The sequence below is a fragment of the Streptomyces sp. NBC_01450 genome (genome assembly GCF_036227505.1).
Lineage (GTDB): Bacteria > Actinomycetota > Actinomycetes > Streptomycetales > Streptomycetaceae > Streptomyces.
Genome location: NZ_CP109480.1, coordinates 10366913 through 10386048, shown reverse-complemented (window position 1 = coordinate 10386048; position 19136 = coordinate 10366913). Strand labels below are relative to the sequence as shown.

Annotated in this window: 21 protein-coding genes and 1 pseudogene; 10 read left to right on the top strand and 12 right to left on the bottom strand. The window is 69.3% G+C overall.

The window, feature by feature from the left end; all coding sequences use genetic code 11:
- The first annotated feature begins 76 nt into the window (after nucleotides 1-76).
- From OG568_RS46380 to OG568_RS46370, 3 genes and pseudogenes are all read left to right on the top strand, one after another.
- Nucleotides 77-694: a TetR family transcriptional regulator gene (locus tag OG568_RS46380; protein ID WP_329535963.1), complete on the top strand. Its 618-nt coding sequence runs from the start codon at nucleotides 77-79 to the stop codon at nucleotides 692-694.
- 173 nt (nucleotides 695-867) lie between these two features.
- Nucleotides 868-1023, top strand: a pseudogene (locus tag OG568_RS46375) (FAD-dependent oxidoreductase); the annotation flags it as partial.
- Between the two features lie 47 nt (nucleotides 1024-1070).
- Nucleotides 1071-2582 carry a PA domain-containing protein gene (locus tag OG568_RS46370; protein ID WP_329535962.1) on the top strand — a complete coding sequence of 504 codons (1512 nt, stop codon included), beginning with the start codon at nucleotides 1071-1073 and terminating at the stop codon, nucleotides 2580-2582.
- 137 nt (nucleotides 2583-2719) lie between these two features.
- On the opposite strand, the gene pgm is transcribed toward OG568_RS46370, so the two are convergent.
- Nucleotides 2720-4360 (bottom strand): phosphoglucomutase (alpha-D-glucose-1,6-bisphosphate-dependent), encoded by a 1641-nt coding sequence (pgm, locus tag OG568_RS46365; protein WP_329535961.1) that lies wholly within the window; start codon nucleotides 4358-4360, stop codon nucleotides 2720-2722.
- Nucleotides 4361-4592: 232 nt separating this feature from the next.
- Here pgm and OG568_RS46360 point away from each other — a divergent pair, with 232 nt between their 5' ends.
- Entirely contained in the window at nucleotides 4593-5411 is an 819-nt protein-coding gene (locus OG568_RS46360; protein ID WP_329535960.1) for an SAM-dependent methyltransferase, read from the top strand.
- A 104-nt stretch (nucleotides 5412-5515) separates the two neighbouring features.
- On the opposite strand, the gene OG568_RS46355 is transcribed toward OG568_RS46360, so the two are convergent.
- Both OG568_RS46355 and OG568_RS46350 read right to left on the bottom strand, forming a co-directional pair.
- A complete protein-coding gene (locus OG568_RS46355; RefSeq protein WP_266418931.1) occupies nucleotides 5516-6436 on the bottom strand; it encodes a helix-turn-helix domain-containing protein in 921 nt (306 codons plus the stop codon).
- 98 nt (nucleotides 6437-6534) lie between these two features.
- Complete coding sequence (locus OG568_RS46350; protein ID WP_266579157.1) at nucleotides 6535-6765, bottom strand: DUF397 domain-containing protein; 231 nt, start codon at nucleotides 6763-6765, stop codon at nucleotides 6535-6537.
- Nucleotides 6766-6967: 202 nt separating this feature from the next.
- Here OG568_RS46350 and OG568_RS46345 point away from each other — a divergent pair, with 202 nt between their 5' ends.
- The 5 genes from OG568_RS46345 to OG568_RS46325 all read left to right on the top strand — a co-directional run bounded on the left by OG568_RS46345 (nucleotide 6968) and on the right by OG568_RS46325 (nucleotide 9674).
- Entirely contained in the window at nucleotides 6968-7543 is a 576-nt protein-coding gene (locus OG568_RS46345) for an ATP-binding protein (RefSeq protein WP_329535959.1), read from the top strand.
- A gap of 80 nt (nucleotides 7544-7623) precedes the next feature.
- Nucleotides 7624-8097, top strand: coding sequence for a hypothetical protein (locus OG568_RS46340; protein ID WP_266579161.1), 474 nt, complete (start codon nucleotides 7624-7626; stop codon nucleotides 8095-8097).
- Nucleotides 8098-8279: 182 nt separating this feature from the next.
- Nucleotides 8280-8915: a ParA family protein gene (locus OG568_RS46335; RefSeq protein WP_323137000.1), complete on the top strand. Its 636-nt coding sequence runs from the start codon at nucleotides 8280-8282 to the stop codon at nucleotides 8913-8915.
- Nucleotides 8912-9136 carry a hypothetical protein gene (locus OG568_RS46330; protein WP_329535958.1) on the top strand — a complete coding sequence of 75 codons (225 nt, stop codon included), beginning with the start codon at nucleotides 8912-8914 and terminating at the stop codon, nucleotides 9134-9136. The genes OG568_RS46335 and OG568_RS46330 overlap by 4 nt, the downstream gene beginning before the upstream one ends.
- Nucleotides 9137-9233: 97 nt before the next feature.
- The gene (locus OG568_RS46325) at nucleotides 9234-9674 is read left to right on the top strand and encodes an OsmC family protein (RefSeq protein ID WP_329535957.1); all 441 of its coding nucleotides are present in this window, start codon (nucleotides 9234-9236) and stop codon (nucleotides 9672-9674) included.
- A 62-nt stretch (nucleotides 9675-9736) separates the two neighbouring features.
- Here OG568_RS46325 and OG568_RS46320 read toward each other — a convergent pair whose 3' ends face one another.
- From OG568_RS46320 to OG568_RS46295, 6 genes are all read right to left on the bottom strand, one after another.
- On the bottom strand, nucleotides 9737-10192 hold the full coding sequence (locus OG568_RS46320; protein ID WP_329535956.1) for a (2Fe-2S)-binding protein: 456 nt from the start codon (nucleotides 10190-10192) through the stop codon (nucleotides 9737-9739).
- A 21-nt stretch (nucleotides 10193-10213) separates the two neighbouring features.
- Nucleotides 10214-12301 carry a xanthine dehydrogenase family protein molybdopterin-binding subunit gene (locus OG568_RS46315; RefSeq protein ID WP_329536634.1) on the bottom strand — a complete coding sequence of 696 codons (2088 nt, stop codon included), beginning with the start codon at nucleotides 12299-12301 and terminating at the stop codon, nucleotides 10214-10216.
- Nucleotides 12302-12430: 129 nt separating this feature from the next.
- Nucleotides 12431-13435: a LysR substrate-binding domain-containing protein gene (locus OG568_RS46310; protein WP_329535955.1), complete on the bottom strand. Its 1005-nt coding sequence runs from the start codon at nucleotides 13433-13435 to the stop codon at nucleotides 12431-12433.
- A 72-nt stretch (nucleotides 13436-13507) separates the two neighbouring features.
- Nucleotides 13508-14446, bottom strand: a complete 939-nt coding sequence (locus OG568_RS46305) for a DMT family transporter (RefSeq protein ID WP_329535954.1) — start codon at nucleotides 14444-14446, stop codon at nucleotides 13508-13510.
- Nucleotides 14447-14591: 145 nt separating this feature from the next.
- The gene (locus OG568_RS46300) at nucleotides 14592-15497 is read right to left on the bottom strand and encodes an NAD(P)H-binding protein (RefSeq protein ID WP_329535953.1); all 906 of its coding nucleotides are present in this window, start codon (nucleotides 15495-15497) and stop codon (nucleotides 14592-14594) included.
- An 88-nt stretch (nucleotides 15498-15585) separates the two neighbouring features.
- Entirely contained in the window at nucleotides 15586-15879 is a 294-nt protein-coding gene (locus tag OG568_RS46295; protein WP_329535952.1) for a hypothetical protein, read from the bottom strand.
- Nucleotides 15880-16339: 460 nt separating this feature from the next.
- On the opposite strand from OG568_RS46295, the gene OG568_RS46290 reads away from it, so the two are divergent.
- Nucleotides 16340-16465: a hypothetical protein gene (locus OG568_RS46290; protein WP_329535951.1), complete on the top strand. Its 126-nt coding sequence runs from the start codon at nucleotides 16340-16342 to the stop codon at nucleotides 16463-16465.
- A gap of 205 nt (nucleotides 16466-16670) precedes the next feature.
- On the opposite strand, the gene OG568_RS46285 is transcribed toward OG568_RS46290, so the two are convergent.
- The 3 genes from OG568_RS46285 to OG568_RS46275 all read right to left on the bottom strand — a co-directional run bounded on the left by OG568_RS46285 (nucleotide 16671) and on the right by OG568_RS46275 (nucleotide 19080).
- Nucleotides 16671-17048, bottom strand: coding sequence for a zf-HC2 domain-containing protein (locus OG568_RS46285; protein WP_329535950.1), 378 nt, complete (start codon nucleotides 17046-17048; stop codon nucleotides 16671-16673).
- 147 nt (nucleotides 17049-17195) lie between these two features.
- Entirely contained in the window at nucleotides 17196-17879 is a 684-nt protein-coding gene (locus tag OG568_RS46280) for a response regulator transcription factor (RefSeq protein WP_266418907.1), read from the bottom strand.
- Complete coding sequence (locus OG568_RS46275) at nucleotides 17851-19080, bottom strand: sensor histidine kinase (RefSeq protein ID WP_266579178.1); 1230 nt, start codon at nucleotides 19078-19080, stop codon at nucleotides 17851-17853. Before OG568_RS46275 ends, OG568_RS46280 begins: the two co-directional genes overlap by 29 nt.
- Between the last annotated feature and the right edge of the window lie 56 nt (nucleotides 19081-19136).

Sequence of the window (19136 nt, the reverse complement as noted above, 5' to 3'; positions counted from 1 at the left end):
ACTGTTCGGTCTATCTCAAGATAGACACACTCGCCCCGCCAGGCAAACCAACTGTTCTGTTTGGTAGCCTACGGACATGACAGACCGGCCCCTGAGCTCACGCGGAGCGGCGACGTACCAGCGAATCCTCGATGTGGCGACCCGCGAGTTCGCCGAGCACGGGATCGCCGGAGCGCGTATTGAGCGGATCGTGGCCGCCGCACGCACGAACAAGGCCCAGCTCTACGCCTACTTCGGAAACAAGGAAGGGCTCTTCGACGCCATCTTCTTCGGCTCACTGGAGCGCATCGTGAACGTCGTGCCGATCGACGCCACCGACCTTGCGGACTGGGCCGTACGCCTCTACGACGAGTACCTCCGCCGCCCGGACCTGATCCGGCTGGCCACCTGGGCACGTCTGGAGCGCCGTCCGACCGGGCACTTGGTGGACGACCCCGACCGCCTCGACGACCGCAAGCTGCGGGCCATCATCGAAGCCCAGGCCGCCGGCCTGGTGCGCCCGGGAGACCCGTTCGACGTGATGGCCATGGTCATCGCCATGTCCATGGCCTGGTCGCCGGTCAGCAACGTCTACGCGGCAACCGCCGAGGAGCCCCCCGAAGTGCACGAGCAGCGTCGGGCCCTGCTCCGCGAGAGCGTCCACCGCGCCGTGGCAGCCGACCCAAACGGGAGCCAGGACATCGGCCCCGGCTGATCCCCACGGTGCGGTACACCGCCGGTCCCACCTCACGCCCGCTTCCCGCCATGAACGCCCGTTCCCCGTCGAGGAGTTCGAGGGACTGCCCTGGAACTCACCCCAGTTCCCCACGCGTTCGACACTGCACAGGTGCAACGCGCGTGAACCGAACGGGTACCAGGGGATACGACATGACGGAGATTCTTGTCATCGGAGGCGGTATCGCCGGTACGGCGACGGCCTTGGCCCTGCACAAGGCAGGTTTCGACGTCACCGTGTACGAGGCGCACCCCGAGTCGGCCGAGGACATGGGCGCCTTCCTCACGCTCGCGAGCAACGGCATGCGCTGGACGTCCGCCAGGAGTTCTCCGACAGTTCGACCTCCACCTGCACGATGCTTCCCGGTGACAGGGACTACGGTCTCGAGGCGTACGACAGCGTCTGGGCGCTCCCGACCGCCGGGAAGGCAGCCGGGTTCGCGTTCGGTGCCCGCTTCCGCCTTGAGCAGCCGGCCCTGACCCTGGGCACGAAGACGAAGACCTACAAGGACCTGCCGGTCGAGCGCGCGGCAACGCCGTTGCCGGCCGGCACGCGGAAGCTGACGGCGGTCTTCGCCGGTGAAGGGACGGCCGAAGACCTCGCCCGGCACGACGTCCACGGCAAGATCGCGGTGGTACGGCGAAGCGACTCCGTGGGGATCAAGGAGCAGGCGGCAGCCGCCGCGGCAGCGGGCGCACGGGTGCTCCTGGTCGTCAACGACGGAGACGGCCGGCTGAGCCCCTGGGACAACATCACCGGGAGCACCCTGCACCCGCCCGCGCTGACGGTGGCAACGCTCGACGCCGACCAGGGCGGTCCCCTGATCGACGCGCTCCAGCGGAGCAGAATCGAGCTGACGGTCACCTCGCACCCCACCACCGACTACGTCTACGACCTGGTGCACCACTGGGCGGGCGGTGTCCCGGCGGATCCGACCTGGACGGTGAAGCCGAGCGACCTGGCACGCGTGGACGTCTCGTTCCGCAACTACCGGCGGGAGGGCCAGGCGTACGAGTTCCTCAAGACCATGTCCGCGGACTGGGACGACGTCTGGGTACCGCTCCCCGCGCCCACCCAAGGGCATCGGACGGACTGGGTCGCAGGGGACTCCGACTGGCTGGACGCGGCCGGTATCTACGGCGAGACCGGTCAGTTGTCGATGGACGTCCTGCACTACCCGGCCGGGACGACCAGCAAGGTCAGCTGGTTCGGGCCGATCCAGCGCCCCCGGATGAGTGCGGCCGGCGGCAACCAGCCAGGACGCTACCTGGACACGATGCTGGTCCCGGCGCCCGGCTGGGGCGACTCCGGCGCGGGCCATGTCGGCGACGCCTACGCCAACTTCGACGTCGATGACCGGGAGACGCTCTACCAGGGCGATCAGGAACTCGACTGGAGCAACGCCGAGAAGCTGCTGGTCGCCGGCCTCGCGCCGGAACGGCTGCCCTACCGCCTGGTGGTCGACAACAGCCGTGGCACCTGGGCCAACCCGTACTCGACGCACACGCTGACCGAGTGGAACTTCGCCTCCGCCGCCACGGACGAGGCCACGCCCCTGCCTCTGATCCAGCTCGACTACGGGGTAGACGCCGACGCGGCGGGTCGGGCTGACCGGCACGCCGACCTGACGGTGACCGCCTCCCCCATGGAGGGCACGACGGCTGCCATCGGGAAGGTCTCCCTCGAGGTTTCGTACGACGACGGGGCGGCCTGGCAGCGGCCGGACCTGCGCCACAACGGCGCCGGATGGCGAACAGCCCTGCGCGCGCCGAGAACGGCCTGCTTCGTCAGCCTCCGGGTCACCGCCCGGGACAGTGACGACGACACCGTCTCGCAGACGATCACCCGGGCCTTCGGCCTGCGCTGACGTCACCTGACCCAGCAACCTCGCCGGGCGGGACCACAGCTCGCGGCCTCACCGGCAAAGAGGCGAATCACGCCACGGACAAGGGCTGTTCAGATGAACAGCCCTTGTCCGGATCCAGTCAGGTCACACGTGCGGTGTCAGCCGCTCAATGCCGCCGAGACCACGGACTTCGCCTCCTCCTGTACCTGGCGCAGATGATCGGCTCCGAGGAACGACTCAGCGTAGATCTTGTACACGTCCTCGGTACCCGACGGACGGGCCGCAAACCAGGCGTTGGCGGTGGTCACCTTGATGCCGCCGATCGGCGCGCCATTGCCCGGAGCATGGGTGAGCACCGCGGTGACCGCTTCTCCGGCAAGGGTGTCCGTGCTGACCTGCGCGGGCGAGAGCTTCGCGAGGAGGGCCTTCTCCTCACGGGAAGCCGGGGCGTCGATGCGCTCGTACGCGGGGGCACCGAAACGCCCGGTCAGCGCGGTGTAGTGCTCGGAGGGGGTCTTCCCGGTCACCGCCGTGATCTCGGAGGCGAGCAGGGCCAGGATGATGCCGTCCTTGTCGGTGGTCCACACCGAACCGTCGCGGCGCAGGAAGGACGCGCCGGCCGACTCCTCCCCGCCGAACCCGAGTGAGCCGCTGACCAGACCATCCACGAACCACTTGAACCCCACGGGGACTTCGACCAGTTGACGGCCCAGGTCGGCGGCGACCCTGTCGATCATCCCGGACGACACCAGCGTCTTGCCGATCCCCGTGTCCGCGGGCCACTGTTCCCGGTGGGAGTACAGGTAGGAGATGGCGGCGCTGAGGTAGTGGTTGGGGTTCATGAGCCCGGCGTCCGGTGTGACGATCCCGTGGCGGTCCGCGTCGGCGTCGTTGCCCGTGGCGATGCGGAAGCGGTCGCGCCGCTCGATGAGCGAGGCCATGGCGTAGGGCGACGAACAGTCCATACGGATCTTGCCGTCCCAGTCCAGCGTCATGAATCGCCAGGTGGGGTCGGTGAGCGGGTTGACCACGGTCAGGTCGAGCGCGTGCTCTTCGGCGATGCGCCCCCAATAGGCGACCGATGCCCCGCCCAGGGGATCCGCGCCGATCTGCACACCGGCCGCGCGGATCGCGTCCAGGTCCAGCACGTGCGGCAGATCGGCCACGTAGGTGCCAAGGAAGTCGTAGCGGCCGGTGCCGGGGGCGGCCAGCGCCCTCGTGTAAGGAATGCGCCGTACGCCCTTGAGGCCGCCCTCGATGAGTTCGTTGGCCCGGTCCTGGATCCACGAGGTCGCCTCGGAGCCCGCCGGGCCGCCGTTCGGCGGGTTGTACTTGAAGCCTCCGTCGGCGGGCGGATTGTGGGAGGGAGTGACCACGACCCCGTCCGCGAGGCCCGAGGACCGTCCGCGGTTGTGGGCGAGAATGGCGTGCGAGACAGCCGGAGTGGGCGTGTAGCCGTCCGCGCTGTCGAGGAACACCGACACATCGTTGGCCGCGAATACCTCCAGCGCGGTGACCTTCGCGGGCTCCGACAGCGCATGGGTGTCGGCGCCCAGGAAGAGGGGACCGTCGATGCCCTGGCCCTCGCGGTACTCGCAGATGGCCTGACTCGTCGCGGCGATGTGGTCCTCGTTGAACGCGGTCGCCAGTGACGACCCGCGATGTCCGGACGTACCGAAGGCCACGCGCTGGCCGGGTTCCGCCGGGTCGGGGTGCAGCGCGTAATACGCTGTGACCAACCGGGCCACGTCGACGAGGTCCTCGGGACCGGCCGGAGTGCCCGCTCGTTCGTGCTGCATGTACCCGCACCTCCACCTCGGTTTTTCATCACTTGCGGTCCCATGTTTCCTCACCGGGCCCCGCAGCCGCACGGTGCCACGGCGATGACTGGAGACGCACCGGGCCGGCGGGTCCCGCGGATGCTGTCCCGGAGATCCTTGGTCAACAGACTGGTATCCCCAATTGCCCATTGCCTAGGATGTATTGTCTGTCAAGCCAAGCCACTAGAAGCCGCTTGGAGCTGGGGGAACGATGCAGGCTGGAAATCAGTTGTCCACGAAGATCGACGCCACCGTACCCACGGCCGCTCGCATGTACGACCACTATCTGGGCGGCAAGGACAACTACGCGGCCGATCGGGCAGCCTGCGCCGAGCTGGACAAGGTCGTACCCAGCACACGCGCCTTGGCGCTGAACAACCGGCGCTTCCTGCAGCGGGTCGTCGGGGCGTTGGCGGCCGAGTACGGAATCAGGCAGTTCCTCGACCACGGGTCCGGTCTGCCCACCCAGGACAACGTCCACCAGGTCGCGCAACGCGTCGATCCCTCCTCGCGCGTGGTGTACGTCGACAACGATCCGATGGTGCTGGTGCACGGCAGGGCTCTGCTGGACCAGAACGACCGCACCACGGTGATACATGCGGACCTGCGCGACACGGAGAAGATCTTCTCCCACCCGGACACCCAGCGCCTGATCGACTTCTCACAGCCGGTGGCCGTGCTGTTCAACTCGGTCTTCCACTGCATTCCGGACGGGGAGAGCGACGGTCCGCCCGCCGTGGCCCGCCGGGTGGCTGAACAGCTCGTGCCCGGCAGCTGCATGGTGATGTGCCAGCTGGTCAGCGAGGACGCGAAGGTCCGGGAGTTCGTCAGCGATTTCATGGATCAGGCGACCCAGGGGCATTGGGGCAGGGTCCGTCAGGAGAAGGACGTAGCGGAGTGGTTCGAGGACCTCGACATCCTGGAGCCTGGCCTGGTTGAGGTATCCACCTGGCGGCCCGACAGCGAGGTCGCGCCCCGTCAGCTCACCCAGGAATGGGTCGAGTTCGGCGGCGTCGGCCGCATCCGATGAGACCGGTGAGGGTTGTCCCTTTGCGCTGATGCAGCGGGACGGCCACTCTCGAGAGGCACGTCACTTCGGCTCCACCGGGCTTCGGACGGTGGAGCCGGAGGCGGTCAAGAGGCGGAATAGCGCCCTGCGGTCGTCTCCTGCAACAGCGTCAGCGACTCGCGCGGGGTGAGGGCTTCGTCTCCCAGGCGGTCCAGAGCCAGTCGGTACTCCTCGGTCTCGTCCCGGTCCTCCAGGAAGTTGGCGCTCCTGATGTGCTCCAGGTAGACGATGTCGGGGAGATCGAGGCCGCCGAAGCGCAAGTAGGTGATCGGGATGGCGGGCGCGGACGCGTTGGTCACGTCCAAGGGCACAATCTGCAACGTCACTTGGGGACGCTGAGCCATCTCCAGGAGGTACTCGAGCTGCTCACGCATCACCTCACGGCTGCCCAGCACGCGCAACAGGACCGACTCGTCGATGATCGCCCACAGTTGAGGGCCGTCCTCGCGATGCAGCAGCTCACGTCGGCGCATGCGCAAATCGACACGACGCTGCACCTCACCGGCCGGAGCCGTCGGCAGGCCGCGTTCCACAACCGCTCTGGTGTAGGCCGGAGTCTGCAGCAGACCGGGGACGTACTGGATCTCGAAGGTGCGGATGGCGGCAGCGGCCTCCTGCAGCCCCACCAGCCGATCGAACCACTCGGGCATCAACCGCTTGTCGTAGCGCTGCCACCACCCCGGCTCACCGGCCCGCTGCAGCAGCTGGAGCAGAACCGACGCCTCGTGGTCGCCGGTTTCGTAGAGCTCCAGCAGCGCGCGGACGTCCCCTTCCGTGGGCGGCCGACGGCCCTTTCCGGCCTCGATGCGCGACAGCTTCGCCGGGCTGAACCCGATGGCCCGAGCTGCCTGTTCCTGCGCGAGGCCGGCGTCTTCGCGGATGCCCGCAAGCTGGACACCGACCAGCATCTTCAGCAGGGTCGGAGCGGGCTCGGTCCGCTTCAGATACGGTTCGAGGCGGGAGACACGAGGTGACTCGACGGACATCCTGACTCCCTGTAGAACGGCAGACGACGGAGTCCATCCTCGCATCCCGCGGTCTTCTGTCGCACGCGCCGGCAGAAGTGGAATCGTTCGATTCCACTTCACACCAGATGATCGAACTCCCCCTCCTTCGCCCCGGCCAGGAAAGCGGCCATTTCAGCCGATGTGTAGATGAGAGCGGGCCCGTCGGGGTCGCGCGAGTTACGCAGCGCCACACCCCCCTCGGCCAGGGATGCCACCTCGACGCAGTTGCCCTCGGCGTTACTGTGCCGGCTCTTCACCCAGCGGACGTCCAGTGAACTGGCCCGCATTCCGTTTCGCACTGACGGCACCGCACTCTCCTTGCTCACGTTCCACCACGGTGTACAGGTCGGCCGCCCACCGGGTCGGACCGAACCCGTACGGCCCTGACCCAGCCACCATCCGTGCAATTTCCCGTGAAATTGCACGACGGGCGCTGTCGGGATGGATAATAGCTGGGGCGTCAACCGCACCGTTGGCGCACCGGGCCTGACGTCGCATCAGGGAGATGTCGTGTCGTTACCTGCACGCCAAGCACCAGGCTTCGCAAGCGGCAAGGCTGCACCGTCGTCGGGCCGAACCGCTCAGGCCGGTTCGCTCCTGGAGGGAACGCGCTCCTCCATCTCGGGTCAGGGGCAGCCCGGGACGAGCGAGCCCGCGCGCACCTCACCCAGAACCGCCAGCCTGTGCATCACCGACACTCGCCAGGGACTCGCCCAAGCACGCGCCTTCACCCGCCGCACCCTTGACCACTGGGCATTCGACCAGCGCAGTGACGACGCCGTCCTCGTCGTCAACGAACTGGCCACCAACGCGGTGCTGCACGCGGCACCGAACTCCCCCGACGGGCACAGCGACGTGCGGCTGAATCTGACTCTTCGACGCGCCCATCTCGTGTGCGCCGTCACCGATCAGTACGACGGCCCGCCCGTCTACCCCCGCGCGGACGCCCCGCTGGAAGTCCACGGACGCGGCCTGCGCATCGTCGAAGAACTGTCGGAGCACTGGGGCTGGACTCGCTCCCGTGCGGGCAAGACCGTCTGGGCCATGCTGCCGACTCCTCCTTCCCGGCCGACATCACCGCCCTGACAGGGGCCGACATGACACGCGCTGCATCGGCAGGGCGTTCCGGCGCACGGCATCACGCAACGCCTCTCGTGGGAGCGGACATGGAGACAATCCTGAAGAACCTGAGACACGTCCCCTGGCGCGAGCTCCAGGATTCCACGGGGTCCGCCATGGGCATCCCCCTCCTGCTCGCCACGATCACCTCCGGTGACGAGGCCACCGCGGTCGCCGCGCTCGTGCGTCTCCGACAACGCATCTGCCAGTACGGCTTCGTCGTGGACCAGGCCACCGCGGCCACGGTCCCCTTCCTGTGCGAACTCGCCCAGCTCCCTCAAGTCCCCTGCCGTGTGCAAATCCTTCAGCTGCTGAAGAACATCGCCGACGCCCGGCAGTGGGAGATTACGGCCATCGCCTACCCCAAGCTGCTCAATCGCCGCGAGAACTACGTGGAGTGGGAACGCGAAGCCCGCCGAGCCGTACGCGCGCACCGCGGGACCATCCAGGGCCTGCTCGGCGAACCTGACAAGGAACTCGTACAAGCGGCCGAGGAACTGGCCTCCGCACTCGCCGACTGACTCGCCGCTCAGTACCGAGGACTTGTGGAGTCGAGCGGCTCCTCGCGCCGCCCGGGGCGGCCGGGACCCGCACGTTCCCGCGTTAGCCCCTCCGAATGATTCATGGCGCCGCAGGGTGAATAAGGAGTTCGCGTGCCGCGCCGACGTCGGCCGGCCGCTCGTGGCCACTAGCGTTGCGTCTTGTGTCGCTGAGCTATGCCTTTGTGAATCTGAAACCCGGAGTGGGAAAGACGACCAGCGCAGTATGGCTGGCCCACGCACTGCACGAGTCGGGCCTCTCACCCCTGCTGGTGGACAGTGACCCCGCCTCCTCCGCTCTGCGTTGGAGCGAACTGGCAGGAGGCTTCCCGTTTCCTGTGATCGCCTTCCCGGTGGGCGATGTGCACCGGCGCGTGAACGACTTCCTCGGCAGTCGACAGGCCGTGGTGTTCGACGCCCCGCAGCTGGAGGACCACGCCCACATCGCCCGGAGCATCATGAGGTACGCGAGCGAGTGGATCGTGCCGCTGACCCCAGCTCCCATCGAGCTGGATCGCATGGCGCCCATCGGCAGCGAGATGAGCGACGTACAGTCGTTGCGGGCCCAGCCGGCCCGCGCCGCCGTCCTGCTGAACCGCACGAATCGGCCCGAGGCCACGCGCACCGGTCCCGACGCCGACGCCCGCGAAGCTCTCATCGAGCGGGGCTTCGACGTGTTGTCCACCCATATCCCGCGGCTCGATCTGTACGCCCAGTCGTTCGGCAGCCCGGTCGAGGTGAAGGGCTCGGCGTACATGGACCTCGCAGACGAACTCATCAAACGTCAGGACAAGGCGTGAACCAGCGCAAGGACACCTACCGAGCCGCATTGCAGCGCGGACCGGAAGCCGCCGCACCCCGTGCCGTCAAGGTCACTCAGCTGCACACCCGATACGTCCGGGTGACCATCGAACTCGACCCCGCCCTGCCGCGCGAACTGACCCGATGGGTGGGATCACCCGTATCCGCGATCCTGCGGGCCGGCTCCGCGGTACTGCGCCCCCTGCGAAGCACCCCGTAAGCCGAGGCCGTGCAGACCTGGGCCGCCCGGGGCCGTTTCTTCGCGTTACGCAGTCGGCTGGACCGGGTGTCGCAACCTGCGCGTTAGTGTCGTAGGCATGACCGACAACACCCGGCGCTCCGTCGCCATCGAGCGGACCCGCACCGGCCACTTCACCGCGACGAACCCGCGCGGCGGCACGATCAGTTTCGGCACCAGCTCCGATCCCGACGGCGGCGCCGACTTCACCCCGGTCGAGCTGTTGCTCGCCGCGATCGGGGGCTGCACCGCTGCCGACGTCGATGTCGCCACCGCACGCCACGCGGAGCCCACCGGGTTCACCGTCAGCGTGACCGGCAACAAGATCGGTGACGAGTCGGGAAACCGGATGACCGACCTCGTGGTCACCTTCTCCGTCGCCTTCCCGGACGGCGACCTCGGCGACCGCGCCCGCACGATCCTCCCCCGGGCGGTCAAGACCTCCCACGACCGGCTCTGCACGGTCAGCCGCACGGTCGAGATCGGCACGCCCGTCACCGCGACGATCGCGGACGCCTGACCTCACCCGGAACCGGACCGAACGCGACCGCGTGCCTCAGCCGTAGGGGCACCCGCGGCCGGTCAACCGTGGGCGGAGGCTTTCTTGATCGCTTCGCGGATCCGGGAGTACGTGCCGCAGCGGCAGACGTTCTCGATACGGTCGATGTCGTCGTCCGTGGGCTGGGGCGTCTTCTTGAGCAGGGCCACGGCGGCCATGATCTGGCCCGGCTGGCAGAAGCCGCACTGAGCGACATCGCAGTCGAGCCACGCCTGTTGTACGGGGTGCAAGGTGTCGCCGTCGGCCAGGCCCTCGATGGTGGTGACCCCGCGGTCCGCGCAATCGGCGACCGGGACGACGCAGGGCTGGATCTCCGCCCCGTCGAGGTGGCTGGTGCAGGCACGGCAAACGCCCACGCCGCAGCCGTACTTGGGGCCGGTGACGTGCAGCATGTCGCGCAGTACCCACAGGAGCGGCATGTCGGCGGGGGCCTCGACGGTGACCGGCTTCCCGTTGAGGACGAAGGAATAGGAGGGCATCAGTACCTTCTCGGACAGCGATCAGAAGTTGATCGGGAAGCGGCGGGGCTTGGTGCGGGTCGCGCGGGCATAGGCGTTCGCCACGGCGCCGGCCGCGGCCGGCACGCCGAGTTCGCCTGCCCCGCCGGGCTCCCGCCGTGACGGCATGATGTGCGCCTCGAATCGCAGCGGAGAGTGCTGCTGGCGGGCATAGCGGAAGTCGGCGAAGCTGCCCTCGCGCACCGCACCCCGGTCGATGTGCAGTCCGGCCCGCAGCACGGTGGAGATGCCGTCGACGGCGGTACCCATGAGCTGGGCCTCGAGTCCGCGCGGGTTGACGGCCGTTCCGACATCGGCCGCCATCACCACCTTGGTCACCCGGGGATTCTTCGGGTCGGTGGCGTCGATCTCGACCAGGCAGGCCACGCAGGAGCCGTATTCCTCGTGGACAGCCACACCCTGCGCGTGGCCGGACGGCAGGTGCCGACCCCAGCTTCCGGCGGTCGCGACCTTGTCGAGTACGGCTTTGACCGCCTTGCTCCTGAGCGTGCCGCGCCGGAAGGCCACCGGGTCCTTGCCCAGCCTCGCGGCGACCTCGTCGACGACGATCTCCTCCGCGGTGCGCATCGTCCCGGAGTCCACCGACCGCCAGGCGCCGAGGGGCATCGCGAGCTCGACCGAGCCCGAATCCCCGGAGACGCGCCCGAAGTTGTAGAGGCCGCTGTCGCTGGGCAGCGGGCCGACGGCCACAGCGCTCACACCGCCCTGAGCGGTCAGGCCCTGCTGCGCGTACGACTCGCTCACCGAGGCCATCGCATGGCCGAAGGCCACCACCCTGCCCTGCGCATGGCTGGCGCGGATCCGGTGATGGGAGGCCGGGCGCATCCGGCCGTGCCGGATGTCGTCCGCACGGCTCCACATCAGTTTCACCGGCCGCCGGGCCGCCTTCGAGATCAGGGCCGCCTCGATCGCGGCGTCGTAGTTCAGCCGCCGTCCGAACGAGCCGCCACCCCGGACGACGTGGACCCGGACCTTCGACTTCGGCAGTCCGATCGCCGAGGCGATGCTTTCCCGCGCGTCCATCGGGGTCTGGGAGGAGAACCAGATCTCGGCACGGTCGGCGCGGACGTCCGCCACCGCGGTGAGCACCTCCATCGGGGCATGACTGACGAAGGCGAACTCGAACTCGCCCTCGACCTGCGCCGATCCGCGCGGCGCAGTGCCGAGCGAGGGAACGGCGGCCCGTAGCCGGGACCGGATGGCGGCGTCGGACAACGATGCCAACGGCCCGGGCGCCCAGGTGATGCGCAGAGCGTCGCGGGCCTTGAAAGCGTGGTGGAAGGACTCCGCCACCACGGCGACACCGCCGCCGACCTTGACCACCGTGTGGACGCCGGGCATCGCACGAGCCGCCCGGTCGTCGACCGAGACGAGCCTCCCGCCGAGCGTCGGCGGCCGGGCGACCACGGTCGGCTTCGCCTCGGCCACCTCCAGGTCCCCGGCGTACTTCGCCCTGCCGGTGACGATGTCCCGCGCGTCGATCCGGCCCGTCGGCCGTCCGATCACCTTGTGCTGGGACGCGGGCTTGGGCTTGCTCGACACGTCGGGCCGGTGGATCCGGGCGGCGGCCGCGGTCAGTGACCCGAAGGTGGCCGTACGGCCGTCGGGAGCGACCACCATCGTGTCGCGGGTACGCAGGCTCCGGGCGGGCAGGTGCCAGCGCCGGGCGGCCGCGGTCACCAGCCGGGCCCGGGCGGTGGCGGCGAGCGCGCGGGCGGGGCCGTACAGGGAACTGACGGAGTTCGAGCCACCAGTGGACTGGTTCCCCTTGGCGCGGGCCTCGGCGAGCGGGATGTCGACATCGGCGAGCCGGGCGTCCAGTTCCTCGGCGATCATCATGGCGACCGCGGTCGTGATGCCCTGGCCGACCTCGACGCGCGGCAGTCGTACGACCACCTTGTTGGCGATGGTGACCTCCAGGACCAGCATCTCCTCGTCGGCGCCGGTCGCCAGGACGCGGGACGGCCCGTCCATCCCTGCCGCGGTGGGCTCGACGCCCTCCGCCGACGACGTGTCGCAGCCGATGGGCGCCGCGACGGTCAAGGTGGACGCCGCGAGCGAGTAGACCATGAACTTCCGGCGGGACAACTGACGGGCCAACAGGCGCTCCTCTCCACGTACCCGGGCGGGTTCCCTTGGTATGAGGGGTCAGCGCTCTTCAAGGTTGCGTGGGGCGGCCGGGTTCCCGGCGTCCTGGCATCACGACGGACGGCGCGAGGGAGCTGACGCCCCGTCGGGTCGGCTGCCGTCCCTGTCGTCGAGCGCCGTGGCCGTCTCGTGCAGCAGGTCCAGCACGGCCCGAAGGTCGGGGTGCTTGCCGGTGCCCGCGCGGCTGACCGTGAAGACGGTCCGGGACACGGGACGGACCAGGGGGTGAAGGCTGAGCGGCGCTGTGTTGTCCGGCAGAGCCATACGGGGAACCAGAACGGCGCCCGCGTCGACGGCGGCCAGAGCCGTCAGCACGGAGAAATCACTGCTGGAGGCCCGGATGTCCGGGACGAAACCGGCCGCGCCGCAAGCCCGCTGGATCATCTCGTAGCAGGAGGTCTCCGGGCCGGGGGTCAGCCACGGCAGCTGCGCCAGACGGGACAGGTCCGCGGGCTGCCCGGCGGCGAGTCCCTCCACTGCGGCCCGATCGGGGTGCAGGGCGAGGAGGACCGGTTCCTCCATCAGGACTGTTTGCTCCCACACGGCGGGGACGCTGCGTGGCAGCACGCTGTAGCTGTGTACCAGGGCGAGGTCGGTGGAGCGTTTGTGAAGCTCGTCGAGGGCTTCGTCGGGCTCCTGAACGGAGAGCCGCAGCGAGAGATCCCGAGCGAAACCGGTATGGCTGTCAGCGCCACGGTCGGGGTCGGAGTCGGCGAGACGTTCGAACAAGGGCGGAACGAGGGTGCGGGCGGCGGAGGCGAAGGCGCTGATCCGTACCGTGCCTCGGCGGCCGCTCTGCAGCGCGGCCAGGCCGGACTCGGCTGCCGCGAGCTCTGCCAGGATGACCTCGGTGTGGGCCACCAGGAGTTCCCCTGCGGCGGTCAGACGCAGCGTGCGACCGTGCTTCTCGACGACGGGCGTGCCGGCCTCCTTCTGCAGGGCGGCGAGATGCTGGGATACCGCCGGTGCCGTCAGATGCAGCGCATCCGCCGTGGCCGCGACGGTTCCATAGGCGGCCAGGTGCTGGAGGATGCGCAGGCGGCGTACGTCAAGCACAAGCGGCTCCTTGCTCGAATCGGGGTCGGCGGCGCGCGGGAACGCAGGGGCGCCCCGGTGCGGCGGGCGCTTTCACCGTGCCGGTGCCGGCACGCTGGCCGCCTGCTGGGCAGCGGGCTCGGCCCAGTCCACGGCGGGGACGTCGGTGGGACTGTGGCTCTGCTTGTGCCGGCTGATCAGGATCACGCCCGCGACACTTATGGCTCCGCCGACCAGTGCGATGGGACGGGGTACCTCCGCCAGCGAGACGAAGGAGACGATCAGTGCCACCGGCGGCACCAGGTACAGGGCCGCGGTGGAGACCGCCAGTGGCAGCCGGGCAACCGCGTAGGCCCAGATGACGAAGCCGAGAGCGGACGGCAGCAGGCCCAGGTAGGCGGCGGAGGCCAGTGCGGCGGCCTGGGCGTGGACGGCCGCGTGCCAGGCGGCGGGGACCAGGGGCAACGCGAAGACCGTACCCGCGACCATCGCGTATGTGGCGACCTCCAGACCTGTGCGGTGGCGCAGCAGGGGCTTGCTCGCGAAGTGGTACACCCCTTGGACCAGGGCTGCCGCCAGGATGACGAGGGCCGCGACGGAGAACCCGCTGGTGCCCTCGCCCAGGCTGACGACGGCCGCGCCGGCCAGCGCGACGACGATGCTGCGGGTGAGCCGCTCACCGAGGAACAGACTCCCCAGCAGCACGCTGAAGACGGGGGCGATCGCGATCAGCAGACTCGCGGTCCCGGCCTCCACATGCACTTCGCCCCAGTTGAGCAGGACCTGGTACGCGGTCATGCCGGTGGCCCCGCACAGAGTGATCAGCGGCAGATCGCCGCGTCGCGGCAGCCGTACCTTCGCGAAGGGTGCCACGGCGAGCAACGCGACGGCGGCGATCAGGAGCCGCAGGAGTGACAGCGCCGCCACTCCCAGGCCGTCGATACCCACCCGGATGGCGGGAAACGCCGAAGCCCAGAGCACAACGGTGCCGACCAGGGCGAGGAAGCGGGGAGAGGCGATGCGTGCGGACATGACCCCACCATCGCCGACCAGAATGAAAAGCTCCAGTTAGCCTTTGTTTCAGAAAGCTTCAGTCCGACTTACTTAATGACTCTCCGCCGGAAAGCCCCAGGGGGCGCTGCTCCTGTGGTCGGCGGGTGGAGCCGGGCGGAGCGGCTCAGCCCAGGTAGAAGTCCTTGCGAGCAGCCACGAACGTCTCGACCGACTCGGCCGGTACGCCTGTCACCCGCTCGACGTCGTCGGACGCGCGGTCGTAGCGGTTCTCCCGGTGCAGGCGGGCCATGGTGGCGACGTGCTGTTCGGTGTGCGGCGGCAGTTCCGCCTTGGCAAGTACCTCGGCCCGCCACCGGTCCAGCGGCACGTCCACATAGGACACCGGGCGACCCAGCGCCCGCGAGAACTCCTCGGCCATCTCGGTCATGTCGACCGTGCGCGGTCCCGTCAGCTCGTAGACATGGCCGATGTGCGGAACCGGGTCGCGGAGCACGGTGGAGACCACCCGGGCGACGTCGACGACGGCGACCGGCGAGGTGTGCCCGGTGCCGAAGGGCAGCGCGATCGTGCCGTTCTCCCGGATCGACCGTGCCGCGAGCGTGGTGAACAGCGGGTTGTCCAGGAACGACGTCGGCCGGATGTGCACCACCGGCAGGCCCGACCAGTTCAGTACCTGCTCCCCGAGCCAGTGCAGCCGCTGCTGGTGCGACTCCGCGGTACTGGTGGCGGTCATCTGCGACACCGTCATCTGCGACATGCCCACCAGAGCCTCCAGGCCCGCATGTTCGCGCGCCACGCTGGCCACCACGGTTGTCGCCAGCAGATGATCCGGCGACACGGGCATCGCGAAGTACATTCTCCCGACACCTTCCAGCGCGGCCGCCACGCTCTCGGGCCGTGTCAGATCGCCCACGACGACCTCCGCACCGAGCGCACGCAGCTTCGCCGCACGATCGTCGTCGCGGCGGACCATGGCACGGACCGGCACGTCCTGTGCGCGCAGTTGTTCCAGGGCCGTGCGGCCGACGTCACCGGCATTGGCGATGAGAACAAGGTCGCTGGCGGTCATCGGTCGATCTCCTTCTGATCTGGGCTGCTGAGTGTGGGATTCGAACGTGAGTGATGGGTGCAGGGTCTGCGGACCGCGGGGACACAGGTCAGGCCGCGGTGGGCGGCAGATCGACACCGATGGTGGCACCGCTGGTGGCGTTGCCGACGGTGCGGAGCACGAGCGTGGCGACCGGGAGACCGACTGGGCCGAGGTGGGTACGGAGCGACTTGGTGGTGAAGGCGGTCCCACCCGCCAGGACGGTGAGCGTGAAGACCAGCGGGCCGAAGGCTACGTAGAAGCCGGTGAGTCCTCGGGCGCCGTAGTGGGCCGGCGGGACGACGTCCTCAATGGTGACGCGTTCGTCCGCGCCGTGGGCATAGGCGCCGACGAGGGTTTTCACTGCCGCCGTGGTGGACGTACCGTCCGCTCTGGCGATCTACAGGCGCAGCTCGGAGCGGCCTACGACAAGGCCCTCGCCCCGGTCGGTCTTCGTGCCACGCAGTTCAGCATCCTGCAGCAGCTCCGCGCTCGCGGAGAGATGACGATCACGCCGGCCGCCGTCGCAGCCGACCGCCGCGCACGGATCGCCACCATCACGCCGGACGGCATCTCCCGAATGAAAACGGCGCTACCCCTGTGGAAGGCCGTGGGCGAAGCCCAGCAGGCGGCGGACTCCGAGCCGGGCGGATCGGCGCCCGCCCGCTGGGGGTGCGGCCCGAGGGTGTCCGGGCAGCCGTCCCACCCGGCCGAGGGGACCTGGCAGGAGGTCCCGGACGAGCCCAACAGCAGACGGCGGGCAGCGGGCAGCGGGGCCGGCGTCTGGCGCCGGAGGGAACCACCGCACCCATGGCGGAGACTTCATGGACGGATCCGGCGCCCGGGGCGTCGACGAGCTCGCCGCCGTCCGAGGGCAGTGGGGCGCACAGTCGCAAGACGAGCGCGGTCACCGGTACGGGTCCGGCGGGCAGGACGTCGCGTTCGAGTAGCGCGTTGACGAGTGTGCCCTTGCCGGTGACCAGGACGCGGAAGCGGTTCTGGTCCAGTCGGCCGCGCAGGACAGCGAGGAGAAGGCGGTCGTCCGACTGGTGTCGGCTCCAGTCGCCGCGCGCTGGCCGAGGGGTCCGGCGCAGCCACTCAATAGGCCTCCTTGCCGTTCCGCCCCAGGCATGTCCTCGCTTCCGCGAGGTCCGCTCACCTGATGGGCGACGTGGTCCTGTTGACCCATTGAGACAGCGTGAGCTGCCTGGTCGGGGCCGACCGGTGTGGCCTGCGGTGACGAGGGAACGCGTGGCCGCAGTCAGGCCCGTTGGCCGCGTGTGTCCGCGCGTTTCGGCCTCTGCCGCAGGCCAGGGCGTCGCGCAGAAGAGACAGGTGTGCGGGCACGACTGCGAGACGATCGCACTCGTCCCGGCACGTGGTGCAGGTTGCCAGGTGAGCCCGCACCGCGCTCGCCTCATCGGGTGCGAGGGACTCGCGTTCGTTTCGGGCCAGAAGTTCACGGATCGTCCGGCATTCCTCGACGGCCGTGTTCTCGTCGGACTTCTTGGTCAGGCAGTGGGCTTCGGTCATGGCGAAACCTCCGTTCAGGGTTTCACCTTCTCCCAGGAGCGGCCCTCAGCGCGTCGTCCCCACGCAGCGACTTCCGGCTACCACGGCTGCGGTATGCGGTACGTCGGCCTACGGCTGGGACAGGAGGGGGACGCACCGCGCCGACGACTATGCGGGCTCTGGTTCCGTAGCCGGACTGACCAGCCCGCACTGGTAGGCGATGACCACGAGCTGGGCGCGGTCACGAGCTGCCAGCTTGGTCATGGCCCGGTTGATGTGGGTCTTGGCGGTCAGCGGGCTGACGAACAGGCGCTCGGCGATCTCGTCGTTGGACAGACCCAGTGCGACCAGGCTCGTGACGTCGCGTTCCCTCGGTGTCAGGCTCTCCAGCCGCTCGTGCACGGCCGCCGGGCATGGATCCGGCTGGGCCAGAAAACGAGTGATCAGCGCTCGCGTCGCTGACGGGGACAGCAGCGCCTCGCCGTCCGCGACCGTGCGAACGGCATCGAGGAGCTCCTCTGGTCGTGCTCCCTTGCCGAGAAAGCCGCTCGCACCCGCTCGCAGTGCGTCGGCGACGTGCTCGTCATCTTCGAAGGTGGTCAGGATGAGCACCTTCACCTCTGCGAGGTCCTCAGACTCCGTGATGAGCCGTGTCGCCTCGAGGCCGTCCATCTCCGGCATGCGGATGTCCATCAGGACCACATCGGGGCGCTGCGCACCGGCCAGCTCGACTGCCTCGCGGCCGTTGGACGCCTCGGCCACGGTCTCCATGTCTTCCGTGGCGTCGAACAGCATGCGGAAGGTCCCCCGCAGCAGGGCCTGGTCATCGGCAAGCAGTACGCGAATCGTCATCCTCATGTCTCCGATCCCGCGCCGGGCTGGGGCGCAGCGGCAGTTCGGCGGTCACGGTGAACCCGCCCTCGGGGCGCGGTCCCGCATGCAGCGTGCCCCCGATCGTGGTAGCCCGCTCACGCATCCCGATCAGCCCGTGACCGGCCCCCGGGCGAGGGTGGTGCGGTCCGGCGCACCCGTCGTCCTCGACGGTGATCGTCAGCCGTTCACGGTCATAGTGCAGGCAGAGCCGGGCATGGTCGGCCCCGGCGTGCTTGCGCACATTGGTCAAGGACTCCTGCACGATGCGGTACGCGGCCAGTTCGACCGCCGGCTCCAGCGGTTCGGTGGTGCCCCGCCGCATGTGGCTCACGGCCAGCCCGGCGCGTTCGAACGACGCCAGAAGTGCTGGTACCTGCGCAAGGCCCGGCATCGGGTCGCGGGGCGCCACCGGCTCGTCGGACTGCCTCAGCAGGCCTACCGTCACCCGTAGTTCGTCCAGCGCGGAGCGGCTGGTGTCCCGGATGTTCTCCAACGCCGTCAGGATCTGTTCCGGACGCTGGTCCAACAGATGAACGGCGACGCCTGCCTGGGCGTTGATCAAGGCGATGTGGTGCGCGACGATGTCGTGCAGCTCGCGTGCGATCCGTACACGTTCGGCTGCCACTCGCTGCTGTGCTTCCTGCTCGCGAGTACGCTCGGCCTGCTCCGCCCGTTCCTCCACGGCCGCCACATAGGCGCGCCGCGAGCGCAGCCCGTCCCCGACGGCGGCCGGCAGGGCCGTCCAGGCCAGCATCGCAGCCTTGTCCGGGTCCAGCCACGAATTCGAGGACCACACCGCGACAGCGCCCACCATGACGGCAGCCGAAGCGGCTGCCGCGGTCCAGGCAGTGCGCCGGTCGGTCAGCACGGCCACGTTGTAGACGGACACCAGAACCGGGCTTGTCACCAGCGGGCTCTCCCGGAACCCGAGCACCTGAAAAGCCACCCCGCAGCCAACGGCGACGACCAGTACGCCGAACGGGTGACGCCGCCGCCAGATCAGCGCGGAGCAGCCCACGGTAGCCAGCACCACGGCGGACCAGCGCAACACGAACTCGTGCTCGTGCGGGTCGACCGAGGCAGCCACGACCGACAGCACGCACAGCACAGCCACGCCCAGGGCGTCGACCGCGCGGTTCCCGGATCGCCCTTGCCGCCTCCAGCCGTTGAGTACCGTCATGCCATCACCGTAGGGTCGGTGGCCGGGTCGGGCATCATCTCGCCACGGCAGGTGCC